Annotated in this window: 2 protein-coding genes; one reads left to right on the top strand and one right to left on the bottom strand. The window is 66.6% G+C overall.

Annotated features, from left to right (window positions below):
* Positions 1–841 (top strand): DUF459 domain-containing protein (locus ENZ74_RS30350; protein WP_127313236.1); only part of this gene is annotated, 841 nt, incomplete at its 5' end.
* Positions 842–868: 27 nt separating this feature from the next.
* Here ENZ74_RS30350 and ENZ74_RS30355 read toward each other — a convergent pair.
* Positions 869–2054 (bottom strand): glutamate synthase subunit beta (locus tag ENZ74_RS30355; protein ID WP_164761329.1); only part of this gene is annotated, 1186 nt, incomplete at its 5' end.

Below are 2054 nucleotides of genomic sequence, written 5' to 3' on the forward strand. Positions count from 1 at the left end.
CGTCAGGATCGTCGTTCGCAGCAATGGCTCGTCCGGCTTCGTGCGCGATGATTTCTACAACTGGCCCGAACAGATCAAATCGCTGATCGAGACCGAAAAACCCGCCGCCGTGATCGTCATGCTGGGCTCCAACGACCGCCAGTCGATGAAGGTGGGCGACGTGCGCGAACAGCCACGTTCCGAGAACTGGACCAAGGAATATGAACGCAGGACCGACGCGCTGGGCAAAGCCATCGCCGCGGCCAAGGTCCCCTTCCTTTGGGTCGGCATGCCGGCGTTCCGGGTGCCGAAGATGACCTCGGATATGCTTGCCTTCAACGACATCTACCATCAGGCCGCAGAAAGCCATGGCGGCGAATTCGTCGATATCTGGGACGGCTTTCTCGACGAGAACGGCGCCTTCGTCACCAGCGGCCCCGACATCAACGGCCAGCCGGTGCGGCTGCGCGCCGATGACGGCATCAATATCTCGAAGGCGGGCAAGCGCAAGCTCGCCTTCTACACCGAAAAACCGCTGCTGAAGATCCTCGGCCTGACCGCGCCGGGAAGCATGATTACACCGTCCGCTCCGGCGGGCGCCCCTGTCGAGACGCCGGCGCCGGCCGCGCCCCCCATCGTCATCGACCGCACCGCGCCGATGCTGCTCAGCGATCCGGCACTCGACGGCGGCTCGGAGCTGCTTGGCGCGGCACCGCCGGCTAAGGCCAATCCGGACCTGCCCGGTGAAAAGCTTGTGGTCGAGGGCAAGGCACCGATTGCATCGCCCGGCCGCGCTGACGACTTCTCCTGGCCGCCGAAGGCCGCAGCCGCGACCGACACCACGACCGCGATCAATCGTTAGTCTCGCAGCGCGGCTCTGAGGCCGGGCTCAGCGCGGGAGAACGCTCGACCCCATCAACGCCTCGTCGATCGCGCGCGCAGCCTGGCGGCCCTCGCGGATCGCCCAGACGACCAGCGACTGGCCACGACGCACGTCGCCGGCCGCATAGAGCCTGTCGACGCTGGTCTTGTAGTCGCGGTCATTGGCCTCGACATTGCGCGAGCGGCGGCTGTCGGTGGCGATCTTCATCTCACCCTCCAATTCCCTCGCCACACCGGCCGCGGCCGGCCCGGCAAAGCCGATGGCGATGAAAGCGAGATCGGCACGAATGACGAATTCGGTACCGGCGATCGGCTTGCGCTTGTCGTCGACCTCGCAGCACTTGACGCCGGTCAGCTGGCCTTCCTCGCCGATGAATTCGAGCGTCGCCACCTGGAATTCGCGCTCGGCGCCTTCGGCCTGCGAGGACGAGGTGCGCATCTTCGTCGCCCAGTAGGGCCAGACCGAAAGCTTGTCTTCCTTCTCCGGCGGCTGTGGGCGGATGTCGAGCTGTGTGACGCGCACCGCGCCCTGGCGGAAGGCCGTGCCGACGCAGTCGGACGCGGTATCGCCGCCGCCGACGACGACGACATGCTGGCCGCCGGCGATGATGGGATGCGAGGGCCACGCCACCGACTGGATCGGTTCGCCGCCGACCCGCCTGTTCTGCTGCACCAGATAGGGCATCGCGTCATGCACGCCGCCGAGATCGTCGCCGGGAATGCCGGCCGCGCGCGGCGTTTCGGAACCGCCGCAATAAAGCACGGCGTCATGTTCGGCGAGCAGCTCGGCAACCGGCTTGTCGACGCCGACATTGACGCCGCAATGGAAGGTGACGCCCTCGCCCTGCATCTGCTCGATGCGCCGGTCGATATAGTGCTTCTCGATCTTGAAGTCGGGAATGCCGTAACGCATCAACCCGCCGGGCCGGCTCTCGCGCTCATAGACATGGACGTCGTGGCCGGCGCGGCCGAGCTGCTGGGCAGCCGACATGCCGGCCGGGCCGGAGCCGATGACGGCGACGCGCTTGCCGGTCTTCTTCTCCGGCGGATAGGGCCTGATATGGCCGGTCTCGTAAGCCTTGTCGGCGATCGCCTGCTCGACCGTCTTGATGGCGACGGGGATGTCCTCGAGGTTCAGCGTGCAGGCTTCCTCGCCAGGTGCGGGGCAGATGCGGCCGGTGAACTCCGGGAAA

The sequence above is a fragment of the Mesorhizobium sp. M7A.F.Ca.CA.002.15.2.1 genome, assembly GCF_003998715.1.
GTDB lineage: Bacteria > Pseudomonadota > Alphaproteobacteria > Rhizobiales > Rhizobiaceae > Mesorhizobium > Mesorhizobium ciceri.